Source organism: Mycolicibacterium neoaurum ATCC 25795, assembly GCF_000691525.1.
GTDB classification, from domain to species: domain Bacteria; phylum Actinomycetota; class Actinomycetes; order Mycobacteriales; family Mycobacteriaceae; genus Mycobacterium; species Mycobacterium neoaurum.
On sequence record NZ_JMDW01000001.1, the window covers coordinates 50825 to 74476 of the forward strand.

The following is a 23652-nucleotide window of genomic DNA, read 5'->3' on the forward strand; positions in this document are numbered from 1 at the left end:
GGACCACGCGGGTCCACGGTGGGATCTACCGGGTGCACCACCCGTCCGATACCGCGAGGAGTCGTCCGATGGCCATTGAGCTGAACCAGATTTGGGATTTTCCGATCAAGGAGTTCCACCCCTTCCCCCGTGCCCTGCTCGGTGTGGGCGCACACGACATCATCGGTGTGGAAGCCAAGAACCTCGGCTTCAAGCGCACCCTGCTGATGACCACCGGCCTGCGGGGCTCGGGCATCATCGAGGAACTGACCGGCAAGATCGAATACCAGGGTGTCGAGGTCGTGCTCTACGACAAGGTGGAGTCCAACCCCAAGGACTACAACGTCATGGAGGCCGCCGCCCTCTATCAGCAGGAAAAGTGCGACAGCATCATCTCCATCGGCGGTGGCTCCAGCCATGACGCCGCCAAGGGTGCCCGCGTCGTCATCGCCCACGACGGTCGCAACATCAACGAGTTCGAGGGCTTCGCCAAGTCCACCAACAAGGAGAACCCGCCGCACATCGCGGTATCCACCACGGCGGGAACGGGTTCGGAGACCTCCTGGGCCTACGTCATCACCGATACCTCCGATATGGAGCACCCGCACAAGTGGGTCGGCTTCGACGAGGCCACCATCGTCACTCTGGCCATCGACGATCCGCTGCTCTACTACACCTGCCCCCAGCACTTCACCGCGTACTGCGGCTTCGACGTGCTCGCCCACGGCAGTGAGCCCTTCGTGTCCCGGCTGGATTTCGCCCCGTCGCTCGGAAATGCCCTGTACTCGGTGGAACTCGTCGCCAAGCACCTGCGCGAGGCCGTCTTCGAGCCGCGCAACCTCAAGGCGCGCGAAGGCATGATGAACGCGCAGTACATCGCCGGGCAGGCATTCAACTCCGGTGGCCTCGGCATCGTGCACTCGATCAGCCACGCCGTCAGCGCGTTCTTCGACAGCCACCACGGTCTCAACAACGCCATCGCCCTGCCCCGGGTGTGGGAGTACAACCTGCCCTCGCGCTATGAGCGCTATGCCCAGTTGGCCACGGCGATGGGCGTCGACACCCGGAACATGACCACGGTGCAGGCCGCCGATGCTGCCGTGGAGGCGGCGATCCGGCTCTCCCAGGATGTCGGCATCCCGGACAACTTCTCCGCCGTCCGCACCGACTCCTATGACAAGAACCGGATGAACACCGGCAAGTACGCGGGTCGTGGCGAGGTCATCAAGGGTGACGACAAGACCGTGCTGGCCATCTCCGAGCACATCCAGGACGACTGGTGCACACCGGGCAATCCGCGCGAGGTCACCGTCGAGTCCATGATCCCCGTTGTCGGACACGCCATCAATTCGTCCTACTGATCCGGTGCCGCGGCGGGGGCCGATACGTCCACCTCGGTCTGCCCCCGCCGTGCACCCCACCCGGAGGTTGCCGTGACCACCGCATCTCTGCCCCGATCCGAAGAACCCGTGTGCGACGACCCGGTGACATTCACCGGCGCAGCCGAACTGGCCGAGGCGCTCCGTCATCAGGATTACGTCATCGACGACGACCTGGCCACCGTCGTACACCTGGCCACCGCGCTGGACCGGCCGTTGCTTCTGGAGGGCCCGGCCGGGGTCGGCAAGACCGAACTGGCCAAGGCGCTGGCCGCGGCGGGCGGCAGGCGGCTGATCCGTCTGCAGTGTTACGAGGGCCTCGACGACAACCGGGTGCTCTACGAATGGGATTACGCCAAACAGCTGCTGCATGTGCAGATGGGCAACGGTGGAGATGTCTACACCGAGGAGTTCCTGTTGCGGAGGCCGTTGCTGGAGGCGGTGCTCTCCGAACAACCGGTGGTGCTGTTGATCGACGAGGTCGACCGCACCGAAGAGGCGATGGAGGCGCTGCTGCTCGAGGTGCTGGCCGAACGCCAGGTCACCATCCCCGAGATCGGCACCTTCACCGCACGGTCGGTGCCCTGGGTGGTGCTCACCTCCAACGACACCCGCGAACTGTCGGCGGCACTGAAGCGCCGGTGCCTGCACTACCATCTGGGTTTCCCTACGCCACAACGGGAACGGGAGATCGTCGGGGTGCGGGCCCCCCAGGTCGAACCCGCGGTCGTCGCCGATGTCGTCGAACTGGCAAGGACTCTGCGCGAGCTTCCGTTGCGCAAGAGTCCGTCGATCTCCGAGGTGATCGACGGTGCCAGGGCAGCGGCGCTGCTCGGCACCGACGTCGACCGCACGGTGCTGCTCTCGGCGCTGGTCAAGTTCACCAGCGACCGCGATATCGCGTTGCGGCACTTCACCAGTGAGCCGGCACCGACCTCGATGCCGGCAGCATCGGCGGCCGAGCGGGCGACCGTGGCAGCCAGACCGGCTAACACCACCACCTCGGCGTTCCGGGGCAGGGGTGGGCGACGGTGACACCCGCGCAGCTCCTGGACTGGGTCGCCGCGGTGTTCGGGCAACTGCTGCGCCGAGCCGGGGTGGCGACCTCCCCGGCCGAGGTGATCGAGGTACGCAGGGTGCTCGCCATGCTCGGCGCCGCCGACCGGACCGCGCTGCGTGCCGGACTGCGGGCAACATGCGCCAAATACGAGCGGGAACAACACGGATTCGAGCGGGCCTTCGCCGCGATGTTCGACACCCACCCGGTCGAACCCGACGATGCGGTGGCGGGCCCGAGCCGTGCACATACCGGTTCGGGCCTGCCCGACCAGCTGGAGATCGATGACGACACTTCGATCGGCAGATATGCCGAGTACAACGAACGTGCCGCCGAGGTCGGTCAGCACTTCGATACGCCCGAGGCCACCAAGGGATTCAATCCGCACAAGGACGATGACGACTTCAGCGTGACCGGCGCCGACGATCGGCTGACCGTATCCGCCGAATCCGACGGCGGCCGGCGCGGCATGCGTTACACCGTCGAGGTCGACCGCGCCGCCGCGGCGATGGCGGGTGATCTGGCGGACTCGGTGGCGCCGATCGTCGCGGGCACCCTGAGTTTCGACGATCCCGATGCGATCCTGGCGTGGCTGGATGCCTATGACCCCGCCGCCACCTACGGCGGTGACGCCGGCGAACCGCTGACCGCCGAACAATTGCAGCAACTGACCAAGGCCGTCGAAGGATGTGTCGAGGCATTGGCGCAGCGGGCCGGTCTGGTCGCCGAGCCCGCCGAGCCCGATCACGGAGCCGAGGTCGGCCTTGCCGCCGATATCGACCTCGCCTGCCACGAGGTGCTGCGCCGCATGCGCGGCGCGCCGCGGCCTCGTCCGCGCGAACGCGGTCGCGGACGCCTGGACATGCGCCGCACCGTGCGGGCCAGCATGCGCACCGGCGGCGTTCCGTTCCGCCTGATGACCAAGACGCCGTTGCCGGATCGGATCCGGCTGCTGGTGATCGCCGACGTCTCACTCTCGGTGCGCCCGGTCACCGCGTTCACCCTGCGACTGGCCCAGGCCATGCACCGGCGCGCGCACCGTTGCCGGGTGATGGCGTTCGTCGACCGGCCCGTCGATGTCACCGACATCCTGTTGCGGGCCGGCGGCGACGACGCGCTGGCGGCCGTGTTGGCCGACGGCAGGCTGGACCTGCAGGCCAGCAGCGACTACGGGCAGGTCTTCGACGAGATGCTCGCCGGCCAGGCCGACGCACTCGATGCCCGAACCGCGGTGTTGATCGTCGGCGACGGCCGCAGCGGGGGACTGGCCCCGGGGGTGGATCAGTTGCGGGCGCTGCGGCGGCGGGTGCACCGGCTGGCTTGGGTGACACCGGAACCACAGCGATACTGGCGCCAGGCGACCTGCGCGATGCCCGATTACGCGCAGGTGTGCGACCAGGTCGTGGTGGCCAACGATGCCGATCAGCTCGTCGCCAAGGCCGCTGAGCTGGCCCACGCGCTGTCGTGACCCCGTCGCTGCGCTCGCCCGGGTACCTACCCGATCGGGTAGGTCGGTACCTGTCCACCTGCACATTGGTTGTGCCGTAACGGCGACGTAGGCTGGGCGTGTTATGTGGATCACACAACAGGCCAGTGCGACGGTGGCGGACCGGGTGCCCACCCGGCTGCTCAAGTTCCACGCACCCGAGATCGTCTTCGGGATCGACTCCATGGCCGAGGCCGCGCACTCCGCGCTGCGCCTCGGCGGTATGCGGCCGATGTTGGTCACCGATCCCGGTCTGATAGAGGCGGGCTGGGTCGACGAACTCGTCGCGCAGCTGCGCGCGCAGGGTGTGCAGCCGCAGGTGTGGAGTGCGCTGACCCCCAATCCGAAGGACCACGAGATCACCGCGGGCCACGAGTTCTACCGCTCCCAGGGCTGTGATGTGCTGATCGCCCTCGGCGGTGGCTCGGTGATCGATGCGGCCAAGGGCATCGCGATCCTGTCGGCCAACGGCGGGGACATCCTGGACTATGCGGGTGTCGACAAGGCAACGATGCCGATCCCGCCGCTGGTGGTGCTGCCCTCCACCTCGGGAACCGGTGCCGACGTATCGCAGTTCTGCATCGTCACCGACACCACCCGCAACACCAAGATCACCATCCTGGGCCGGGCACTGGTACCCGATGTCACCATCATCGATCCGCGGCTGCTGACCACGATGCCCGAATGGCTGAATGCGGCAACGGGTTTGGATGCGCTGACACACGGTATCGAGGCCTTCGTCTCGCTGGGGCACAACCAGCTGACCGACCACCACGCGCTGCGCTCGGTGGTGATGGTGACCGAGAACCTGGTCACCACCATCGACAGACCCGACGACATGAGCGCCCGCGTGCTGATGGCCCAGGCGTCCCTGGAAGCCGGATTGGCGTTCACCAACGCGATCCTGGGCGCGGCGCATGCGATGAGCCACCAGGTCGGCGGACTGCTCGACCTGCCGCACGGAGTCATCAACGGCGTGCTGCTCCCGCATGTGGTCCGATTCAACGCCGAGGCCGATCCCGCGCCGTTCGCCACCATCGCCGGTTGTCTCGGGATTGCCGACACCCGGGCGCCGGCACTGGAATCGGCACTGGCCCTTGCTGATCGACTGCAGGAGTTGGCCCGCCAGGTCGGCGTCCCGCGGGGTCTGTCGGACCTCGGCGTGCGCGAGGAGGACGTGGCGGTGCTCGCGCGCAATGCCATGGCCGACGCGTGCATCACCACCAATCCGCGCGCGGCCGACGAGGATCAGCTGCGGGCGTTGTTCCGGGCCGCGCTGTGAGGGCACGCGCCCCGGACCTGGAACGGCTCACCGGGGTACGGTCGGGAAAACCCACCTTCTATCCGGAGTTCCGGGTTGCCGCCCAACGCACCGAACGGGTCATCGCCGCCCTCGACACCATCTCGCGGGCGCTGGTGCAGACCGTCAACGGGCCGGAGAAGCTCGTGCGGGCCGCCGCCGACGCCGCCCGCGTGCACCTGGGCGCGGAATGGGTGCTGCTCGCCCTCGCCGACGGCGCACTACCCGAGGCCCGGCCACGACATCTCATCCTGGACGCGGACGGAAACGCCTATTCGTTCGAGGGTCTGTCCGGGGCCAAGCATCCCGTGCCGCACCTGCCCGACGCGGTGCTCAACCGGCTCAACGATGTTCTGCGTGGCCAATTGGCCCAGTTCCGGTTACCGGTCATCGAGTTGCACCACGCGCATGTACCGATCGAGCTCGACGGCGGCGTCATCGGTGCCTTCGCGGCGTGGACACCGACCAGCCGCACACTGGACGGCACCGACGAAACCGTCATGCGCATCCTGTCCAGCCAGACCGCGGTGGCGCTGCACAACTGCGAGTTGTTCCAACGATCCCAGGCACTGTTGGCCCAGTCCGAGGCGCGCAACGCCGAACTGCTGGCGACCCAGCGCGAACTCGGTGCCGTGCAACGGCATCAGGTGTTGGACAACGAACGTCACCGCATCGCGCGTGAATTGCACGACAGCGTGACCCAGACGGTGTTGTCGGCCGGTATGCAGATCGAGGTCTGCCGCAGCGAGATCGGGGCGCGCGGGGGTGACGGTGATCTGGTCGAGCGGCTCGATATCGCCAAGACGTTGACCCGTTCTGCCACCGAGCAACTGCGATCGGCTATCTATGCGCTCAATCACCCTGAGGATGCCGGCCGATCCACGCTGCCGGAGATGTTGGAGCAGTTGGCCACGGTGCACATGCCCGAAGACCTTCGCGTGACGCTCAAGGTCGAAGGCACGGTCGCCGAATTGCCCAGTGACATAGAGCATGCGCTGCTGCGGGTGGCGGGTGAGGCGCTGTTCAACACCGCCATGCACGGTGCGGCCACCAGGGCCATCGTTCGGTTGCGGTACCGATCCGATTCGGTACAGCTGTCGATTTCCGACGACGGGACCGGTGATCCGGACAAGCTGCGGCTGATGTTGCGACTGGCCGCTGCCGCCGATGTCGACGGCCACCACCGCGGACTGGCCAACATGCTGGCCCGCTGCCGGGAACACGGCGGATCCTTCGCGGTGCAGCGGTCCCGAATCGGTGGTGTCCGCGTGGTCGCCACCATCCCCAGGGAAGGACATCACCGATGACGCTCACGCGCGTGATCAGGCTGGCCTTGGTCGACGACCACGCCATCCTGCGCCAGGGTCTGCGCTCACTGCTGGAACGCGAAGATGACTTAGTGGTGGTGGGGGAGGCATCCTCGGAACCGGAGGCCGCCGCCATGGTGGATGCGGTTCAGCCCGACGTCGTGCTGTTGGACCTCAAGCTTTCCGCCGGTTCCGATTTCGAGGGACTGTCGTTGTGCGCCAAATTATCTGCCACCCACCCCGACCTGGGTCTGCTGGTGCTGACCACCTTCCTCGACGAGGATCTGGTGGTGCGCGCGGTACATGCCGGCGCCCGCGGGTATGTCGTCAAGGATGTCGACACCACCGAATTGGTGCGCGCCATCAGGGCCATATCCGCCGGCGAGAGCGCCTTCGATTCGCGCAGCGCCGCGGCGGTGGTGCGCTCACTCAACGGCCGGGGTGAGGCCCGTGAGCAACTTACCGACCGCGAGGTCGAGGTACTCAGGTTGCTTGCAGCGGGACTGTCCAACGCGAAAATCGGTGAGCAGCTGTTCATCTCGGCCACCACGGCCAAGTTCCACGTCAGCAACATCATGCGCAAACTCGGTGTCAGCCGTCGTGCCGAGGCGGTGTACGCCGCCAGCAAGCGCGGGTTGATCTGACTGCGTTGTCTAGTCCCGATCGAGCACCAACCATCCACCGTGGTGCTCGGACACCGTGACGTGCAGCCCCCGGTGACGGGCGGCCAGCGCGTGCAACGCGGACACGTCGAAGCGCCGGATATGGCCGTAGCAGGCCTGCGGCTCGTCCTCGAACGGGACAGCGACGACGACTCGGCGGCGGGCCAACCGCAACGCCTCGTCGAGCACGTGCGCACCGGCATCTGCGGCGAGGTGTTCGAGCAGATGTAGGACGGTCACGGTATCGGCGGTGCTGTCGGGCAGCGGAACTCGTGTCGCATTGCACACCAGCGTCTGCACGGGGCGGTCCAGCGCCGTGGCGACGCTGTCCAGCAGGCCCATGGTCGGTGCGCTCAGATCGGTGGCCACCACCTGATGACCGGACCGCCGCATTCGCAGCGGAAAGAAACCGAAGCACGAGCCGAGATCTAGCAATCGCTCACCGACGACCAACTCCTCGGCGCGCGCATGGATCGGGGAGAAGGTGGCGCCACCGGATTCCAGTGCATACAGCGAGTTGCGGTAGAAGCGCACCCAGGCGGCCAGACCGCCGGGCACGGTCGACCGGATGATCCCGGTGAACACCGCCTCGAAATCGGCTTGCGAGTGCAGTAGTCCGCTCGGACCCAGTTCACCGGTCAGCCAGAGCGTCAGTTCATCGGACAACTGCTCCGGGGTCAGGTCGTGCTCGACGGTGAGCAGATCCCCGCTGCGGTGTGCGCAGAATCGTGGCGTGCACACCGTCTGGTCGCCCGCCCGATGTGGTCGGCGACCGCGAACCACGTGTACTCCGTCTGCGCTCCACGAACCGGCCGGGGTGGGGGCCAGTGGATCGACCTGCGCCGGTCCGAGCAGCGTAACTGTCATGGTGGACAACGCTATTGACAGCGGCCTGCATATACCACGCACCGAGTGGTCGGACTTTCCTGCCCGATCGGCCAGGTGTCTGGTGAACGAACCTAGGGTGTCGGTATCTCCCAGGTGTGGACCGGGGTGTTGGAGTGCATGGCTTCGCAGTACAGCCGCAACATTTCCGCCAGCGCAGCGGGGCGCGCCAGACCGCGCTCCTGCAGCGCGTGCACGGTGCTCGTCTGCCAGGTCGCACCATTGCGTCCACTCTTGGCCCGACCTTCGATGACGCCCAGGTAGCGGTCGCGCACCTCGGCCGACACGCCCCACCGGCGCAAGCCCTCGTGGGCAAGGGGGAGCAGCTCACGCAGGACGAGCTCGTCCGGTGTCACCTCGCCCAGACCCGGCCAGTACAACCGGGCGTCCATACCGTGTCGCGCCGCAGCGGTGAAGTTGTGTTCGGCGGCAGCGAAACTCATCTTGGTCCACAGCGGTCGTTCGTCATCGGTGAGTGCGCGCAACGTCCCGTAGTAGAAGGCCGAGTTGGCCAGCATGTCGATGACGGTCGGGCCCGCTGGCAGGACCCGGTTCTCCACCCGCAGATGGGGTTTGGCCTCGGCGCCGTCACCGACGATGTCGTACACCGGCCGGTTCCACCGGTAGATGGTCCCGTTGTGCAATCGCAGTTCGGCAAGTTGCGGGGTGCGGCCCGCGGCCAACGTGGCCACCGGATCCTCGTCGGAGAGCTCCGGCAGCAGCGACGGGAAGTACCGCACATTTTCTTCGAAGAGGTCGAATATCGAGGTGATCCACCGTTCGCCGAACCACACCCTCGGACGCACGCCCTGGGTCTTGAGCTCGTCGGGTCGGGTGTCGGTGGCCTGTCCGAACAGCTCGATGCGGGTCTCGGCCCACAGCTCGTGGCCGAAGAAGTACGGCGAGTTGGCGCCGAGGGCAAGCTGTGGCCCGGCGATGACCTGCGCGGCGTTCCAGTTCTTGGCAAAATCGGCCGGTGACACCTGCAGATGCAATTGCATGCTCGTGCAGGCGGATTCGGGCGCGATATCGGCCGATTGCAGGCACAGCCGCTCGGGGCCGGCGATGTCGATGTCGATATCCTCGCCGCGGGCGGTGAAGATCGAGTCGTTGAGCGCCTGATACCGCGTGGAGTCACTCATCCACCCGGACTGCAGATGCTCCGACAGCAGCGTCGGCAGGATGCCGATCATCACGATGTGTGCGCCATGGGCGTTTGCCTTGGCCTCGGCGGCGTTGAGGCTGGCGCGCACCTCGGTCTCCAGCTCGAGCGCGGACTGACCGGGCAACGGCCGTGGCGGCACGTTGAATTCGATGTTGTAGGCGCCGAGTTCGGTCTGGTACGCGGGGTCGGCGATGGCCGCCAGCACCTCCCGGTTGCGCAACGTGGGCTGGTACTCGTCATCGACCAGGTTGCACTCGATCTCCATGCCGGTGAGTGGGCGGTCGAACTCGAAACTGGATTGCGACAGCATCGTTTCAAAGACGTCCAGGCACAGTTGCACCTTGCGCCGGTACTCCCGCCGCTGTTCGCGGCTGAACTCCGTGCCTGAGATCTCCTCGCCCACAGGTCGAGACTAGCGCCGGGTGGCCACCGCGATCTGTGGTCCGAACAGACTGTTGCGCAACTCGATGTCGACACCCGCATGATCGGCCAGTGCGCGCAACGCCGACGGGCTGTAGCTGCGCAGCGAACTGATGACACCGTCGTGCACGAACGGGATGAACGGGGCCAGCGGCAGCATGGTCGCCAACCGCAACACATGCACCGGGGCCGGCGGCCGTGGCAGGTCGATGATCAGCAGTTTGTCGGCGACTCGGGTGCCCTCGGCCAGCACGGCGGCGGCAGCGGCCGGAGGCAGATGGTGGAAGGACAATGCGAAGACCGCGAGCGCGAACTGCCGATCCGGGGTGTCGATCGACGTCGCGTCCACCACCCGCACCATCGCCCGCGGATGCTCGCCGAGTGGACCGGCGGCCATCACCGCCACCGCGTCGTCCGCGACGTCGGTGACGGTGACATGGGCGCTCGGATGGAATTCGAGCAGCTTCGTCGCGAGTGCACCGTGGCCCGCGCCGAGTTCCAGGATTTGCGGGTCGGGAACGTCGGCGATCTCTTCGAGCGCGATGGCCGCGAACTGCTCATGGCTGCCGAAGACCCGACCGGTCCAGTTCAATGCATCGACGACGCTGCGCCTCACGCCGGGATCGACATCGCTGCGGTCCAGGTATTCGGATCGGTCGGTCCACAGCAGGCGGTCCAGACACGACGCGTCGGGTCCCCCTCGCGGCATCTCGTCGATCCCGGTCACTGGGGCTTGCATTCCTTCAAAAGGGTTCCCAGCACGTCGAAGTACTCGGTGCTGATCAAGGCCTGGCGGGCCCAGTCGCCGTCTGCCGCGGCGGCAGCGATCTCGTCGGCGATACCGGCCAGCCGCTGAGCCCGGTCGCGGATGCCACCCGCGGTGACCTTGTCTGCTTCGGTGTGGATCCGCTTGGACCAATCGGCGACCTCGCCAGAGGTCGGGCCGCGGCCCGGAATCCCTGGCTGCGCGTATCCCGACTCCACCCACGCCGTCGTCATCAGCGGCTCGGCCTGGCGGCAACCCTTGCCCGCCACGTAGCTCAGCGCCACCGAGGCGACGATCACGGCCACGGCCAGACCGATCGCGATCCTGGCCAGCCGCACGGTGCGGGGTTCTGCGTCGGGAACGACACGCCGCCACAAGAAGTGGGTGCCGATCGCCGCGGCGCAGGCTGAGACTGTCAGCCCCGCCGCGGCGACCGGCTTACCGACACCGGCGGCCGAGTCCATGGCGGCCATGGTCACGATGCCGGTGGCGACCACCAACATGAACAACCACATGGCGCGCCGGCGCTCGTAGGCGTCGGCGTCGCGGAAGCTGACGCCGAGGACGCCACCGGCTGCGGTGAGGATCGCCGCCGCGACAGGCACCAAGTAGTTGACGAGAGTGTCGGTGTTCATCGTGACCCGATGCTAGCGAGTCACTCCTCGCCGAGGATCTGGTAGACCTCGCGCCGGGCGTTGTTGACGATGTCGAGAATGCGTTGCTGTTGGTCGTCGCTGGCGGCATGGTTCGCCTGCGCGACCGCCCCGAAGAGCTGGCCGAGCGCGGCCCGCAGATTCATCTCGTTCGGGTCGGCATCACCGGCGATCTCCTCCCACGGTGGGGTTTGGATCTTCTCGGCAGCGGCCCGGCCTTCCTCGGTCAGTTCGAAGGTCTTCTTGCTGCCCGCACTCTCGGTGGGGACGATCAGGCCCTCGTCGACGAGCAGTTGCAGGGTGGGGTACACCGAGCCCGGGCTGGGCTTCCACAGGTCGTTGCTGCGGGCGGCGATCTCCTGCGTCATCTCGTAGCCGTGCATCGGCCGATCGGTGAGCAGGGCGAGGATGGCCGCGCGGACGTCACCGCGCCTGCCGCGCCCGCGACCACCGCGCCCGCGGTGTCCGCCGCGGGGACCGGGGCCGAAGCCGAAGCCCGGACCGAACGAGGGGCCGAAGCCGAAGCCGGGACCGAACGGTCCCTGCGGGCCACCGGCCTGGGCGCGAACCTGCTCACGGAATTCGCGGCGGGCATGCCGGCGATCGAAGCCGAAGCGGCCGGGGGAGGCACCGAAGGAGGCGGCACCGAATGGGGAGTTCTCGGAGTGAGAGTTGAAAGGCGTGTTCATTGATGTTTCCGTTTCGGTAGGGAAATGCACGATGCACTTCGATACGTGGACGATATATCGGAAACTATCGAGATGCAACGTTCGATTCGACGATCGCGGATTCCAACCACCGCGCCCACTCGGCCTGCATCGCCTGGAAGCGCAGGCCGTACTGCAGGGCCGCGAATCCGAAGAAGTCCTTGACCGGCATATCGCGACAGGCCGGGCTGTCGCGCAGCGCGGTCAGTCTCGCGAGTTCGGACTCGGCATGCTCGGCGAGGCTGCGGACATGCTCGGCCGCCTCGGTGCGTGGCAGTTCACCGAGCAGGAAGACGCGTAAGAGTTCGGGGCTGCGATAGGGCGGATCGTCCTGGGGGCTGGCGATCCAGCGCAGGAGTTCGGATCGCCCGGCTGTCGTGACGCGATAGAGCTTGCGTCCCCGCGGGCCGATCTCGGCCACCTCGATCAATCCGTGATCGGCCAGCCGGTTCAGCTCTGCGTAGAGCTGGCTCTGGGTGGCGGGCCAGACATTGGCCATCGACATCTCGAAGCGCTTGAGCAGGTCATATCCACTGCCCGGTTGTTGTACCAGCATGCCGAGGGCGGCCATTCGCAGACTCATGCAGAGGAGCGTAGCTGCCCTCATTCCACTGTTGACATGTCACTAGTGGAATGTGATGGTGGAAGCATGTCCTCAGGCTCAGCGTTGCCAGAGACCGGTGACTTCTTCCGGCGTGGCAACTACGCACCCGTTGCCGATGAACTGACCGCCTCGGATCTGCCGGTCCGCGGGGCGATCCCGCCGGAGCTGAACGGCTGGTACCTGCGCAACGGGCCCAACCCGCGGGAGGCCGCCGGGCACTGGTTCACCGGGGAGGGGATGATCCACGGTGTGCGCATCGAGGACGGTGCGGCGAAGTGGTACCGCAACCGTTGGGTGCGCACCGACAGCTTCGATGTCGACATCCCGGTCTACAACCCCGATGGCACACGCAATCTACGGTCTTCGGTGGCCAACACTCACGTCGTCAATCACGCCGGCCGCACTCTCGCCCTGGTCGAGTCCTCCTTCCCCTATGAGATCGGCAAGGAGTTGGAGACGTTGGGCGCCTACGACTTCGGCGGAAAGCTCACCGATTCCATGACCGCCCATCCCAAGATCTGCCCGATCACGGGAGAGATGCATTTCTTCGGATACGGCAGCCTCGTCGCCCCGTATGTCACCTACCACCGGGTGGCCGCGGACGGCGAGCTGATCATCGACCGTCCTGTCGACGTCGGTGCGCTCACGATGATGCACGACTTCGCGATGACCGCCGAACATGTCATCTTCATGGATCTGCCGGTGGTCTTCGATATCGACATCGCGGCCAAGGGTGAGGGTGAGATGCCCTATCGCTGGAGCGACGAGTACGGCGCACGCTTAGGTGTGTTGCGCCGCGACGACCCTTTCGGTGAGATGCGCTGGTTCGATATCGACCCGTGCTATGTGTTCCACGTCGCCAATGCCTTCGACAACGCGAACACCATTGTGCTGCAGGCAGTTCGATATCCGGAGCTGTGGCGCAACGACGGCGGTTTCGCTGAACAGGCGGTGATGTGGGAGTGGCGCATCGATCTGGATCGGGCGGTCGTCTCGGAGCGCCAGATCGACGACCGGGCCGTCGAATTCCCACGAATCGACGATCGGCTGGCCGGGCTGCCTGCTCGCTATGCCGTGTCGGTGGGGCAGACCGAGTTGGTGCGGCACGACCTCGGCACCGGTTCGGCGGTCGTGCACTCCTTCGGGACATCGGTGTCCGGTGAGGCTGTCTTCGTCCCGGGTCCCGGGCCTGCCGACGAAAGCAACGGCTGGTACATCAGCTATGTGTACGACCCGACCCGCGATGGCAGTGAAATGGTGATCCTCGATGCCTCCGACTTCGCCGGTGATCCGGTTGCCACCGTCATGCTGCCGCAACGGGTGCCCTTCGGGTTCCATGGAAACTGGATCGACGCCTGACATTCGTCTCATCATGTGAGACACGCGATCCGTAGCCGGTGCCGGCCGTTGGGGTGGTGCGGCTACGCCGGCATCCGCGCCGGCCGCCGTTGCTGAAAGCGGCCATCGGAGTACGGCTCGTGTCCGATGGGATGGCGGTGGCTTTTTACAGAAGCATCAGTGGTGTACACCACTGACATTGTCGAGTGTGCGCCAGATCACGCAGGTCAGTACCGGTGAGTAACCTGCCGCGGCAAACGGGCGTATGGCGCCCCGCGACCTTGCTAAGGGAAGGAATTAAATTCCAGGTGGCACTATTTCCGTAGCAAAGGACCCTGATTGCTGGTGTCGCTACGGCCCGCAAAAAGCGCGTTCAACAGCAACGTTACGAATTCGTATGCTGACGATATGGGAAATTTGTCCGTCCCTGAAACTTCACATATCCGCCTTGACCGAAACTTACTTGCGGGTAAGTTCTGTCCGGTCCGGGGGATCTGCGTGAAGGGATGGCAAAGAAGAATGTCCATGCAACTGACCATGAAGCCGTATGTCACGGCCGGCGTCGCACTCGTTGGGGCCAGCGTGATCGCAGTGGCGCCGATCGCGCCAAGGGCGGATCTGCACCTGCCCACCGTCAACCTGACCGCCTCGATCGACAACCCGATCACGGTTTTCACACCGGTCGTACATGCTGCCGGCGATCTGATCAGGGAGACGTTGCAGACCGAATTCGCCGATCCGTTCCCGATCCTGCGGCAGATCTTCGCCAACCAGGAGTACACCGTCCGACAGTTGCTGGCCGCGGTCAACGGCGGCGGAGCCGCGCTCACCGAATTGGTTCAGGGGCTGCCGGCTGCCCTGCAGGCCGCCGGAGCGATCCTGCGCACCGGTGATGTCAACGGCGCGATAGACAGCTTGGTCGCCAGCGGGCTGAATCCGATCCTGAACTTCATCACCGGCGTCACCGTGCCGCTGCAGGCGGCATTGGAACGGCCCTTTGCGGTCGGGCAGGAACTGGTCGCGGCGGCGTTCGAGTCCGGGCTCGCACTCACCGTCGCCCTTGCTCAAACCTTCATCGGGATCGGGTTTCCGGTCGGTACCACCCCGGTGCTGCAGAACTTCGTGAATGTCACTCAGTCGATATTCGAGTCGATTGCCACATTGGATCCGATCAACGTGATCAATGCCCTCCAGAACGGTGTGGCCGATGTGCTGCTCAACACGATCACCCATATCAGCGATTTCATGGTCCAGACGGTGCCCTACATCCGCGGGGTGATCGTCGACGCACTCAAGGCGGGTCAACCGGCGACCGTCAACCGCACCGCCGAGGTCGCCAGTGTTCCCGAAGCGACCGCGGACACGGTGACCATCTCCATTCCCGGTACCGAGACGACCGGTGGCGGCGGTGCGCAGGCCGTCACACCTGTCGGCAATGCCGAGGTGCCGGCGAGTGAAGAGCCCGCGGCCGACGAGCCCGATCAGGAGTCGGCGTCCGATATCGGCGGCGGCATCGAGGATGCGTCGAAAGCAACGGACACCGACGCCGAGGACACCACGCCCGACCTGAAGAACGATCTCAAGGACGAGCTGAAGAATGACATCACCGATGATGTGAAGGGCGACACCAACTCAGACCAGGCTGAGTCCGCCAAGGGTGAGTCGGACCAGGGTGAGTCCGACAGGAACGAAGTGGACTCCGAGAAGGGTGATTCCGGCTCGTCCTCGGACTCGGGGTCGAGCGACTCGGGTTCCCGGGCCGCTGCCTGAGCCGACACGTCTGCGCAGAGAAGTCTCCCCCGTCGCTTTCGGCGGGGGAGACTCTCTGCGTATCAGCGGGCCTGTGCCATCGTCACCACTGTGCTCACCGGGTCCCGCCTGGATTCGTGGACCGCGTGCAACGACGGCCGCACGGTCACCGGTCTGCTGGGTGCGGGGCTTGCGGTGTGCGCCGGAACGCGACGATGACGACGACCGCAGCGGTCAGGGCAAGCACTGCGGCGATTGACGCCGTCGGCGCGATACCCGAGTCGAACGCCTGGTGCGCCGAGTTCAGCAGTCGCTGAGCGGTTTCGGGCGGCAGGTCGCGCGCCACCGACGTCGCTCCGCCGATGCTCTCGGCCGCGTCGCCGGTCTGAGCCGGTGTCAGCCCCGCGGGCACCTCGACGTTGGCCCGGTAGAACGCGGTGAAGATGGTGCCGAGGGTTGCCGCGCCGACCACCGCGCCCAGCTCATAGGCGGTCTCGGAGACCGCCGACGCCGCACCGGCTTTCGCTGCGGGCACCGACGCCACGATGGTGTCGTTGGAGATGGTCTGCGACACGCCGACACCCAGCTCGAGGACCAGGAACGACACGATGACCGCCGTCACCGACAGGTCGTGGCGGAACAACAGAATCATGATGAAGCCCGCGGCCACGAACACCAGACCGAACACGATCAGTGCCTGTGGTGAGAAGTGCTTGGCGGCCTTGACCACAGAGATTCCGGCGATCATCGACAGCACCGCACCAGGCAGGGTCACCAGACCGGCCATCAGCGGGCTGAGTCCGAGCACCAGCTGCAGGTGCTGGGACACGAAGAAGATGAAGCCGATCAAACCGACGATGGACAGAAAGTTGGCCAGGATCGACGAGGTGAACGGGCCGGACCGGAACAGCGCCATGTCGAGCATCGGTGTGGCGCTGCGCATTTGGCGCCGGACGAACAACACGCCCGCGCCGATGCCGAGCGCGAAGGCGGCCACCACGACCACCGACAGACCGTCGTGGGCGGCGGTCTTGATGGCCCAGACGAAGGGCAGCATGGCGATGAACGACAGTGCGACGCTGATCGGATCCAGGGGGCCCGGATTCGGGTCCTTGGACTCCGGGACCAGCTTCGGCGCCAGGATCAGCAGCGGTAACAGGATCGGAACCGCGATCAGAAAGACTGCGCCCCAGTGGAAATGCTCCAGCAGCGCGCCGCCGACGATCGGGCCCAGGGTGGATCCCGCGGTGAAGCACGAGGCCCAGATGGCGATCGCGAGCCGGCGCGCCGAGGCTTCGGTGAAGATGTTGCGGATAAGCGACAGTGTCGAGGGCATCAGCATGGCACCGAAGAAGCCCAGCACCGCGCGGGCAAGCACCAGCATCTCGGCGGTGGGTGCGAAGGCGGCCGCGGCCGACACGACGGCGAAGCCGGCGCCGCCGATCAGCAGCAGGCGCCGCCGACCGATCCGGTCTCCGATGCTGCCCATGGCGACCAGCAGGGCCGCCAGCACCAGGGAGTAGACATCGACGATCCACAGCTGGGTGGCCGCCGGCGGCCGGAAATCCTCGGCGATGGCGGGCAGGGCGAAGGCCAGCACGGTGTTGTCGATGGCGATCAGCATCACCGGAAGGGTGAGAACTGCCAGCGCCAGCCAGGCGCGGCGAGGCGTGGCCGCCGGTGATGTCACCGATGCGGTCGCATCGGAATGGGTGGTCATGAGGGGTCCTTATGGGGAAGTGATGGTGCCCTGGGTGAGGCTGTTCATGATGGCGTCGACGACCTGTTGGCGGGGGATGCCGTCGTCGCGGACGGCGGAGTAACCGGTCAGAAGTAGTGACCAGAAAACCCGCCGTGACCACCCTGGGGGATATGCGGGCCCTTCCGCCGTGACGCGCGAGAGGATCTCGCTGATGACCTCGTCGCCGGTGTCCAGGAAGGCCGCCAGCTCACGGTCGGACTGGATCAGCGGTTCGGTGTAGACGTACTGCATGATCGGGCCGAGATCGAGCTGACTCTCCACCACCCTGCGCAGTGCCGGGATCATCGGACCGCACTCCGGGTCGGCCGCCTCGATGGCCGCATTGCTGGCGGCGTGTACCTGCAGCGCCACCGCACGCAGCAGATCCATCCGTTCGGGGAAGTATCGGTGCAATGTGCTGCGCCCGACGCCCGCGGCATCGGCGATCTCGGACAGCGGCGCGGTCGGGTTGTCGGTCATGACGCCGATGGCAGCCTCGACGATGGCGCGCCGGGTGCGATTGCGCGCGCCGGTTTCGCCGATGTCGTGGACACTCATGACGCTAAAGCTAGCACAAACATCCCATAATGAGACATCCGTGTCCCACTTTGGGGATGTGCTTTCAGCTGGGTGCCGAGAACCCCGCGGTCGGCGGCGGCGGTGCCGGGGGCAGACCCTGCCCCGGCGGCATGCCCGGTGACTGCGGTACCTGCAGGCGGACCAGCTCGCGGCGGTGCCGCTCGGCGAGGACCGCCGCCAGCACCTCCTCGGCGGACGCACCGGGAGGCGGTGGGGGAGAAATCCTCGCGACAACCTGACCCGCGATGCGCCGGCCCATCTCCGCTCGCACCTGCGGCTGCAGCTGCGCCGACCGGGAGAGGAATTGGCGCGCCATGTTCGCCTGCTCGACACCCAGCCCGGACAGCTGCAGCGTCGCGGCCCACCACGCCAGCCCGGGTGGCATCGGCGGTGGCGGGTTCAGTTTGGGTGCGCGCTCGCTGATCACGATGGTTCCTGCGAACACGTCACCGATGCGTTTGCCCTTCGGGGAGAGCATGCTGCAGATCACGGCCGGACCGCCGGTCAGCATCCAGATCTCGATCACACTGGACAACGCCCGAAAAACCGCCTGCCGCAGCCGTTCCGGACCACCGTCATCGGACACGACCCGTAGTCCCAGCGCCATCTTGCCCAGCGAGCGCCCGCCGGAGGCCATCTCGAACGTCACCGGATAGCCGACCAGCACCAGCACCAGGAAGATGATCAGCACCGCCGCCGAGAGCGCCGGATCGAAATCGCCAAGGGTCAGCGCCCACAGCATCGACAGGATCAGGTATCCGAAGCCCATCACCATGACATCGATCAACGCCGCGGCCGCACGCACCGGCAGCTGGGCGATCGACACCTCGAGTTGCACGGCATCGCCGGTCACCACGGGCTCTGGCTGCATGACCATGCTTCGAACGCTACTAGGATCGCCAGCGTGGATGTCGATGCGTTCGTGCTCGCCCACAGCCCGGCATGGAATCGACTGGAACAGCTGCTGAAGCGGCGGCGCAATCTGACCGGGGCCGAGATCGACGAGCTGGTCGACCTGTATCAGCGCGTGTCGACGCACCTTTCGGTGGTGCGCAGTTCCGCCGGGGATGCGGTGTTGATCGCGAGGTTGTCCGGGTTGGTGGCGCGTTCCCGATCGGCCGTCACCGGGGCGCGGGCGCCGCTGTGGCGCGAGTTCATCCGGTTCTGGACGGTGTCCTTCCCGCTGGTGGCCTATGACTGTCGACGGTGGTGGCTGGGTTCCGCGCTGGGCTTCCTCGTGGTCGCGATCGTCATCGGATTCTGGGTGGCCGGCAATCCCGAGGTGCGCGCGACGTTGGGCACACCCGCCGAATTACAGCAGTTGATCAACCACGATTTCGAGGCGTATTACAGCGAGAACCCGGCCGGTTCGTTCGGTCTGCGGGTCTGGGTCAACAACGCTTGGGTCGCCGCCCAGTGCATCGCGTTCGCGGTCCTGCTCGGCCTGCCCATTCCATGGGTGCTCTTCCAGAACGCTGCCAACGTCGGGGTGTCGGGCGGTCTGATGTTCGGCGCCGGCAAGGGAGACCTGTTCCTCGGTTTGATCACCCCGCACGGCCTGCTGGAGTTGACCGCGGTTTTCCTCGCGGCCGCCGCGGGGATGCGGCTGGGGTGGTCGGTCGTCTCACCCGGTGACCGGCCGCGATCGCAGCTGCTCGCCGAGCGCGGCCGCGCGGTGGTCGCGGTGGCCGGCGGGCTGGTGGTGGTGCTGCTGATCTCCGGGTTGATCGAGGCGCTGGTCACCCCGTCGCCGCTGCCCACCTGGGCCCGCGTCACCATCGGGATGGTCGCCGAGATCGCGTTCCTCGGCTATGTCGTGCACTTCGGGAGCGCCGCCCGCCGAGCGGGCCTGACCGGCGATGTCGAGGATGCCCCGGACGTCATTCCGACGGGCTAGAGCCGACCGGTGGCCTTCATCGCCAGATAGCGATCGGCCAGTGCGGGCGCGAGATCCTGCGGCGCGGCGTCGATGACGTCGACACCGTGCCTCCGTAACCGGTCGGCGATGTCTCTGCGGTCGTTGCGGGCGCGTTCGGCCGCCGCCGCGTCGTAGATCTGCGCGGCATCGGAGCGCCCCGCTGCCAACGCATCGACCCGCGGATCGGTGACGGCGGCGACCATCACCTGGTGGCGCGCCGACAGCTGCGGCAGCACCGGCAACAGGCCCTCATCCAGGGCCGAGGCGTTCAGGTCGGTCAGCAGCACCACCAGGGCGCGCCGGCGAACGCGCCGCTGCACTGCAGCCACCATCGCCGTCGCATCGGATTCGAGCAGCGCCGGCTCCAGAGGCGCCATCGCCGAGACCAACTGCGCCAACAGTTCCCGTCGCGAGGCCCCGAACACACCGGCCCGGGTCACCCGATCGTGTGCCAGGAAGTCGACGTGGTCACCGGCCCGCGAGGCCAGCGCGGCCAACAACAGTGCCGCATCCATCGACCAATCCAGCCGCGGCCATCCCACCGGGTCGGACGACAGCGGGTCCACCCCGATCCGGCCCGCCGAGGTGCGGCCGGTGTCCAGCACGATGACCACCCGCCGGTCCCGCTCCGGGCGCCAGGTTCGCACCACGACATCACCCCGTCGCGCGGTGGCTCGCCAGTCGATGGAGCGGACGTCGTCGCCGTCGACATATTCGCGGAGTGTGTCGAATTCGGTGCCCTGCCCGCGGATCAAGACCGGAACCATTCCGTCGAGGTCGCGCAGTCTGGCCAGCCGCGACGGGAGATGCTTGCGCGACAGGAACGGCGGCAGGACGCGTACCTGCCAGTCGGCGTGCGTCGTGCGCTGGCGCCCGGCCAACCCCAACGGGCCTATCGCCCGCACGGTGACATGCGCGGCGTGCTGATCGCCACGGCGCACCGGCGCGAGTTCGGTGGCGATCCAGGCCCGCCCACCGGCGGGGATATCGAGCCGCTGGACCCGGGGCCGTGCTCGCGCGCTGGGCGCCCAGGCATCACGGATCTGCCCGCGCAGCCGCCGTTTTCCGACGTGGTGAACCTCGAGCTCGATGTGCACCGGTTGGCCCAGACGGGCGGTGGTGTCCCCGGTGCGCCGCAGCTCCAGCCGGTCGAGGCTCGCGGCCAGCAGCACATCGGCGACCAGCATCGTGCCGATCACCACCGCGACGACCACGAACATCGTTGCCGGCCATGGCGAGATGAGCACCGGCAGCACGCCGAGCACTGCCAGCAGTCCGGCCCGCCCGGTGAGAACCATTACCGCGGCACCGGCACCGACGCCAGGATTCCGTCCAGCACACCGTCGGCATCGGCACCCTCCAGTTCGGCCTCGGGCCGCAGCGCGATCCGGTGCCGCAGCGTCGGCCGTGCCATCGCCTTGACATCGTCTGGGGTGACGAAGTCGCGACCCGACAGCCACGCCCAGGATCGTGCGGTGGCCAGCAGCGCGGTCGCACCGCGCGGTGACACCCCGAGCTGAAGGGCCGGCGATGTCCTGGTGGCACCGGCGATGTCGACGATGTATCCGAGGACCTCCGGTGCGGCCAGCACCTGGCGCACGGCCGCACGGCCGGCCGCCAGATCTTCCGGACCGGCCACAGCGGTCAGCGCGGAAAGATTGCGGGGATCGAAACCCGTTGCATGCCTGTGCAATATCGCGATCTCCTGATCGCGCGGTGGCAGCGGCACATTGAGCTTCAACAGGAATCGGTCCAGCTGCGCCTCGGGCAGCTGATAGGTGCCCTCGTATTCGACCGGGTTCTGGGTGGCCGCGACGATGAACGGATCGGGCAGCGTGCGCGCCGCGCCGTCGACGGTCACCTGCCGCTCCTCCATGGCCTCCAACAGCGCCGCCTGGGTCTTGGGCGGAGTGCGGTTGATCTCATCTGCCAGCAGCAGATTGGTGAACACCGGGCCCGCGCGGAAGGCGAACTCGGCGGTGCGGGCGTCGTAGACCAGCGAACCCGTCACATCGCCGGGCATCAGATCCGGGGTGAACTGCACGCGCGTGAAGTCCAGCCGCAGGGTCGCGGCAAGGCTGCGTACCAGCAGTGTCTTGGCCACCCCGGGTACGCCCTCGAGTAGAACGTGCCCCCGGCAGAGCAGGGCGATCACCAGCCCGCTGACCACGGCGTCCTGTCCGACGACGGCCTTGGAGATTTCTGCGCGCAAGGCGAGTAACGCCTCCCGTGCGGCCTCGGGTTGTGTCACGACTGTGCGACCTGCCTTTCGATATCGTCGAGTTGCCGTGCCAGCGCGAGCAATTGCTCGTCGGTGCTGGGCGGGGTTCCGAACAGGGTGTGCGACAGCGCCTGCGCGTCGGCTCCGGTGCGACCTCCCACCGCTTGAATGATCGCTTCCGGCGACGAGCGCGGACCCAGACCCAGCCGCGGGCGCAATCGGGACAACGTCGCGGTGCGTAGTGCCGCGGCGGCGCGGTCGCGGGCCCGCCGGGAGCGATACAACCGTGCCCTGCCCTCGACGGTCTCCGACGCCCGCACCACCACGGGTAGTCGCTCGGCGACCAGCGGGCCGAGCCGACGCGAACGCCACCAGGCGACCAGCAGCACGGCGAGACCCATCTGCAGCACGGCCCAACCGACCTGCGCCGGTATCAGATCGACCAGGGACGTCGAGCCGGTCGTCTCCCCCTCGATTCGTTGCGGGGCATACCAGATGACGCGTTGGTGGGTGCCGGAAAGATTCATCGCCAGCGCGGCACTGCCCTGCCCGAGCAGCCCGGCGTTGGTCATGAAGGTGCTGCTGCCGACGAGGGTCACGGTGCGACCACCGTCCTGGTAGCGCAACAAGGCACCGCCATAACAGCGGGCGGCAGCACCGTCGTCGGCCCTGGTGAAGGTGTCGCTGAATCCCAGTTGGACATCACCGGCGGTGACTGCTTCGCGGAGATCGCAGTCCGGCCTGCCTCCGAACTCCACCGTTCCGTCCACGTCGATTCCCGGTGCCAGGTGTTCACGGGTGACACCGGACGGTGCGATGAGCAACCGATCGCCGGGAAGGGTGGCCAACCGGTTCAGAACGTCGTCGTCGAGCAGGAAGAACGTCTGGGCGACGGCGATCAACGTGTCGGGACGGGCGGCCGCGGCGACCTCGTCGAGGTCATCGGCCACCACGACATCGATACCCTGATCGCGCAGCAGTGCCAGCAGTGCGTACGCGCCGTCGGGTGCGGTCGAGTCGGCCTGCAGCAGCCCGCCCTGACGCGGCGCGGTCAGGTAGGCGCCCAGCACGGAAACCGCCACGATCAACACGATTGCCAGTCCGATGGTCCGCGCGGTGCGCCAGCGTCGTCTTGTCATCGGGTCCGGCCTCCGCGCAGGCGCTCGTCGAGTTCGACGATCTGGTGGTACTCCTCGGCGCTGCCCGGTCGGTCGCCGTAGCTGACTCCGTTGAATGTCTCGGCCGCCGAGGAGAATTCGACCCGAAGTTCGGGACGCGCGGCGCCGGCGGCGACGGCCAGTTCGGTGGCGGTGCGGCCCGGAATGGGGTCAAGGGCGCCGATCTCTTCGAGTTCACGTGCCACCGCACGCAGTCGGTGACGTATCGCCGATGTCCAGTCGCCCTGCGCGGCAGCGGTATCGGCGGTCGAGCGATGCTGGGCGGCACTGCGGTTGCGGTCGGTCAGCACGGCGGCGTGGCCGTCTCTGGTCGACCGCATGGTCCGCCGGGCCACCCGGACGATGACGATGATGGCGACGACGGTGAGGATCACGAACAGCGCCAATGTGATCCAGCCGCCGGGTAGCCAGTCGCTGCTGGAGAACGCCTTGTACAGCAACTCGTCGATCCAGCCCGTCAGGCGGTCGGTCAGCGACGGTCTGGGATAGATCGGTTTGAGGAGCTCGTGCTGTGCGGCGTCATGTGCGGCGTCGCCGTCGATATTCAGGCCGGTCACG

General features: G+C 66.9%; 22 protein-coding genes. 9 read left to right on the plus strand and 13 right to left on the minus strand.

The features are described from left to right. The first annotated feature begins 68 nt into the window (after positions 1-68). The 6 genes from mdo to IC40_RS0100275 all read left to right on the plus strand — a co-directional run bounded on the left by mdo (position 69) and on the right by IC40_RS0100275 (position 7152). Positions 69-1340 (plus strand): NDMA-dependent methanol dehydrogenase, encoded by a 1272-nt coding sequence (gene mdo / locus IC40_RS0100250; RefSeq protein ID WP_030132777.1) that lies wholly within the window; start codon positions 69-71, stop codon positions 1338-1340. 72 nt (positions 1341-1412) lie between these two features. Further along, the gene (locus IC40_RS0100255) at positions 1413-2393 is read left to right on the plus strand and encodes an AAA family ATPase (RefSeq protein ID WP_030132778.1); all 981 of its coding nucleotides are present in this window, start codon (positions 1413-1415) and stop codon (positions 2391-2393) included. After that, positions 2390-3883, plus strand: a complete 1494-nt coding sequence (madC, locus tag IC40_RS0100260) for a MadC family VWA domain-containing protein (RefSeq protein ID WP_030132779.1) — start codon at positions 2390-2392, stop codon at positions 3881-3883. The genes IC40_RS0100255 and madC overlap by 4 nt, the downstream gene beginning before the upstream one ends. A 103-nt stretch (positions 3884-3986) precedes the next feature. Beyond that, complete coding sequence (locus tag IC40_RS0100265; RefSeq protein ID WP_030132780.1) at positions 3987-5183, plus strand: iron-containing alcohol dehydrogenase; 1197 nt, start codon at positions 3987-3989, stop codon at positions 5181-5183. Then, positions 5180-6508 (plus strand): MadS family sensor histidine kinase, encoded by a 1329-nt coding sequence (locus IC40_RS0100270; protein ID WP_030132781.1) that lies wholly within the window; start codon positions 5180-5182, stop codon positions 6506-6508. The genes IC40_RS0100265 and IC40_RS0100270 overlap by 4 nt, the downstream gene beginning before the upstream one ends. Then, the gene (locus IC40_RS0100275; protein ID WP_030132782.1) at positions 6505-7152 is read left to right on the plus strand and encodes a MadR family response regulator transcription factor; all 648 of its coding nucleotides are present in this window, start codon (positions 6505-6507) and stop codon (positions 7150-7152) included. Before IC40_RS0100270 ends, IC40_RS0100275 begins: the two co-directional genes overlap by 4 nt. Positions 7153-7161: 9 nt before the next feature. On the opposite strand, the gene mftM is transcribed toward IC40_RS0100275, so the two are convergent. The 6 genes from mftM to IC40_RS0100305 form a co-directional block, all read right to left on the minus strand. After that, positions 7162-8037, minus strand: coding sequence for a mycofactocin oligosaccharide methyltransferase MftM (mftM, locus tag IC40_RS0100280; protein ID WP_030132783.1), 876 nt, complete (start codon positions 8035-8037; stop codon positions 7162-7164). Between the two features lie 92 nt (positions 8038-8129). After that, complete coding sequence (locus tag IC40_RS0100285; protein WP_030132784.1) at positions 8130-9623, minus strand: glutamate-cysteine ligase family protein; 1494 nt, start codon at positions 9621-9623, stop codon at positions 8130-8132. A 9-nt stretch (positions 9624-9632) separates the two neighbouring features. Then, positions 9633-10379, minus strand: coding sequence for a methyltransferase domain-containing protein (locus IC40_RS0100290; protein ID WP_030132785.1), 747 nt, complete (start codon positions 10377-10379; stop codon positions 9633-9635). Further along, positions 10364-11041 carry a hypothetical protein gene (locus tag IC40_RS0100295; RefSeq protein ID WP_030132786.1) on the minus strand — a complete coding sequence of 226 codons (678 nt, stop codon included), beginning with the start codon at positions 11039-11041 and terminating at the stop codon, positions 10364-10366. Before IC40_RS0100295 ends, IC40_RS0100290 begins: the two co-directional genes overlap by 16 nt. A 20-nt stretch (positions 11042-11061) precedes the next feature. Beyond that, entirely contained in the window at positions 11062-11748 is a 687-nt protein-coding gene (locus IC40_RS0100300; RefSeq protein WP_030132787.1) for a PadR family transcriptional regulator, read from the minus strand. Between the two features lie 64 nt (positions 11749-11812). Further along, complete coding sequence (locus tag IC40_RS0100305; RefSeq protein WP_030132788.1) at positions 11813-12349, minus strand: PadR family transcriptional regulator; 537 nt, start codon at positions 12347-12349, stop codon at positions 11813-11815. A 66-nt stretch (positions 12350-12415) separates the two neighbouring features. On the opposite strand from IC40_RS0100305, the gene IC40_RS0100310 reads away from it, so the two are divergent. Both IC40_RS0100310 and IC40_RS28090 read left to right on the plus strand, forming a co-directional pair. After that, complete coding sequence (locus IC40_RS0100310; RefSeq protein WP_030132789.1) at positions 12416-13729, plus strand: carotenoid oxygenase family protein; 1314 nt, start codon at positions 12416-12418, stop codon at positions 13727-13729. A 504-nt stretch (positions 13730-14233) separates the two neighbouring features. Further along, positions 14234-15478 (plus strand): hypothetical protein, encoded by a 1245-nt coding sequence (locus IC40_RS28090; RefSeq protein ID WP_162179249.1) that lies wholly within the window; start codon positions 14234-14236, stop codon positions 15476-15478. Between the two features lie 145 nt (positions 15479-15623). Here the strand turns inward: IC40_RS28090 and lfrA are convergent, their stop codons facing one another. From lfrA to IC40_RS0100330, 3 genes are all read right to left on the minus strand, one after another. After that, the gene (gene lfrA, locus IC40_RS0100320) at positions 15624-17177 is read right to left on the minus strand and encodes an efflux MFS transporter LfrA (protein ID WP_030132791.1); all 1554 of its coding nucleotides are present in this window, start codon (positions 17175-17177) and stop codon (positions 15624-15626) included. 9 nt (positions 17178-17186) lie between these two features. After that, positions 17187-17756: a TetR/AcrR family transcriptional regulator gene (locus IC40_RS0100325; RefSeq protein ID WP_030132792.1), complete on the minus strand. Its 570-nt coding sequence runs from the start codon at positions 17754-17756 to the stop codon at positions 17187-17189. 64 nt (positions 17757-17820) lie between these two features. After that, complete coding sequence (locus IC40_RS0100330) at positions 17821-18654, minus strand: RDD family protein (RefSeq protein ID WP_030132793.1); 834 nt, start codon at positions 18652-18654, stop codon at positions 17821-17823. A 27-nt stretch (positions 18655-18681) separates the two neighbouring features. On the opposite strand from IC40_RS0100330, the gene IC40_RS0100335 reads away from it, so the two are divergent. Next, positions 18682-19674: a stage II sporulation protein M gene (locus IC40_RS0100335; protein WP_030132794.1), complete on the plus strand. Its 993-nt coding sequence runs from the start codon at positions 18682-18684 to the stop codon at positions 19672-19674. On the opposite strand, the gene IC40_RS0100340 is transcribed toward IC40_RS0100335, so the two are convergent. Genes IC40_RS0100340 through IC40_RS0100355 form a run of 4 tightly spaced genes read right to left on the minus strand, consistent with a single transcriptional unit; the run spans position 19671 to position 23651 of the window. Continuing rightward, complete coding sequence (locus tag IC40_RS0100340; protein WP_030132795.1) at positions 19671-20993, minus strand: DUF58 domain-containing protein; 1323 nt, start codon at positions 20991-20993, stop codon at positions 19671-19673. The two genes, IC40_RS0100335 and IC40_RS0100340, sit on opposite strands and share 4 nt — an antisense overlap. Further along, complete coding sequence (locus IC40_RS0100345; RefSeq protein ID WP_030132796.1) at positions 20993-21946, minus strand: AAA family ATPase; 954 nt, start codon at positions 21944-21946, stop codon at positions 20993-20995. The genes IC40_RS0100340 and IC40_RS0100345 overlap by 1 nt, the downstream gene beginning before the upstream one ends. Then, the gene (locus tag IC40_RS0100350) at positions 21943-23055 is read right to left on the minus strand and encodes a DUF4350 domain-containing protein (RefSeq protein WP_030132797.1); all 1113 of its coding nucleotides are present in this window, start codon (positions 23053-23055) and stop codon (positions 21943-21945) included. Before IC40_RS0100350 ends, IC40_RS0100345 begins: the two co-directional genes overlap by 4 nt. After that, a complete protein-coding gene (locus tag IC40_RS0100355) occupies positions 23052-23651 on the minus strand; it encodes a DUF4129 domain-containing protein (protein ID WP_030132798.1) in 600 nt (199 codons plus the stop codon). Before IC40_RS0100355 ends, IC40_RS0100350 begins: the two co-directional genes overlap by 4 nt. Position 23652 lies beyond the last annotated feature (1 nt).

Coding starts and splice junctions, on each gene's coding strand:
- mdo (WP_030132777.1), top strand. CDS start 69: ATGGCCATTGAGCTGAACCAGATTTGGGATTTTCCGATCAAGGAGTTC.
- IC40_RS0100265 (WP_030132780.1), top strand. CDS start 3,987: ATGTGGATCACACAACAGGCCAGTGCGACGGTGGCGGACCGGGTGCCC.
- IC40_RS0100275 (WP_030132782.1), top strand. CDS start 6,505: ATGACGCTCACGCGCGTGATCAGGCTGGCCTTGGTCGACGACCACGCC.
- mftM (WP_030132783.1), bottom strand. CDS start 8,037: ATGACAGTTACGCTGCTCGGACCGGCGCAGGTCGATCCACTGGCCCCC.
- IC40_RS0100290 (WP_030132785.1), bottom strand. CDS start 10,379: ATGCAAGCCCCAGTGACCGGGATCGACGAGATGCCGCGAGGGGGACCC.
- IC40_RS0100295 (WP_030132786.1), bottom strand. CDS start 11,041: ATGAACACCGACACTCTCGTCAACTACTTGGTGCCTGTCGCGGCGGCG.
- IC40_RS0100300 (WP_030132787.1), bottom strand. CDS start 11,748: ATGAACACGCCTTTCAACTCTCACTCCGAGAACTCCCCATTCGGTGCC.
- IC40_RS0100305 (WP_030132788.1), bottom strand. CDS start 12,349: ATGAGTCTGCGAATGGCCGCCCTCGGCATGCTGGTACAACAACCGGGC.
- IC40_RS0100310 (WP_030132789.1), top strand. CDS start 12,416: ATGTCCTCAGGCTCAGCGTTGCCAGAGACCGGTGACTTCTTCCGGCGT.
- IC40_RS28090 (WP_162179249.1), top strand. CDS start 14,234: ATGCAACTGACCATGAAGCCGTATGTCACGGCCGGCGTCGCACTCGTT.
- lfrA (WP_030132791.1), bottom strand. CDS start 17,177: ATGACCACCCATTCCGATGCGACCGCATCGGTGACATCACCGGCGGCC.
- IC40_RS0100325 (WP_030132792.1), bottom strand. CDS start 17,756: ATGAGTGTCCACGACATCGGCGAAACCGGCGCGCGCAATCGCACCCGG.
- IC40_RS0100330 (WP_030132793.1), bottom strand. CDS start 18,654: ATGGTCATGCAGCCAGAGCCCGTGGTGACCGGCGATGCCGTGCAACTC.
- IC40_RS0100340 (WP_030132795.1), bottom strand. CDS start 20,993: ATGGTTCTCACCGGGCGGGCCGGACTGCTGGCAGTGCTCGGCGTGCTG.
- IC40_RS0100350 (WP_030132797.1), bottom strand. CDS start 23,055: ATGACAAGACGACGCTGGCGCACCGCGCGGACCATCGGACTGGCAATC.